Genomic DNA, 971 nt, shown 5'->3' on the forward strand with positions numbered 1-971 from the left:
GTCCGAGGAGATTGGTCTACTCAGGCAGGATCTGGAATACTTAGCGGGAAAGGTAGCCCTTTATGAACCTGATATGGATGGTTGCCGCAATATCATCGCGGCCAGGTACCTTACTTCTTTCGATCTGGCCCAAAATGCCCGGCGATATATCAATGGAGAATTACCTACAAAGCCAAGCACTGGAGAAATAGAATACTACAAACGGTTAAAGAAATAATGTACTAAAAAAAGGACATACATTTTTTCAAGTCTCTTTTTTAATCAACTGCGTCAATCAAAAAGGTCTACTTCAAAGAATGCAAGAACGACAGCATCTTTAAAGTAGACCTTGCACTTTCTCAAACGCGAAAATAGCCAATATAAACACTTGTATATCAATAAATTAAAAAACCCCTCCATTGGTAGAAGTAGACACATACACAAACAGCAGCGTTAGTAAAAGACTAAACTACCACACGGAGAGGGTTCTAAATTAAATCTCACTTTCTTATCCTTCGGCTAAGAGGTTTTCAGGCATAGACCACCCCAACTGTAAGTTTCTATTTAGCACTTATGTACGCGGAGTAATATGTTTCATTCTGATCAACTAAATCTGTGATTTCCTGAGTGCTTTTACAACTATTGATTAATTCAATGAAGAACTCATTTAGGTTAACCATCTTTTTTCTTTTATTACCCTCTGCTTGGTAATTATAAGAGCCTATATATATGCTTCTACTTTCTATATCTACAACATTTAAAGCTTGTGGACCGCTTACATTTGGTGTTCCTACTGTTTTAATGTAACGTATTCCGAGAGCATGTACATTATTTATTAATAATTTAAGAATTATTTACATCAACCTCTATACCAAATGATAGTAATCCTAGATCAACTTTGTCATGTCCAAATGTATCTTCTATAGGTAACCTTTCTTGTTCAAGAAATTTCATTATTGAAAGATAATTAGGCAATTGTATGTTTAAATAAA

1 protein-coding gene is annotated in these 971 nt (G+C 35.0%); it reads left to right on the forward strand.

Annotated elements, in window-relative coordinates:
* Positions 1–217: hypothetical protein (locus BWI97_RS28850; RefSeq protein ID WP_233208101.1), on the forward strand; the 217-nt coding region annotated here is incomplete at its 5' end.
* Between the last annotated feature and the right edge of the window lie 754 nt (positions 218–971).

Origin of the sequence: Siphonobacter sp. BAB-5405, assembly GCF_002872335.1 — a bacterium.
In the GTDB taxonomy this organism is placed as follows: Bacteria; Bacteroidota; Bacteroidia; order Cytophagales; family Spirosomataceae; genus Siphonobacter.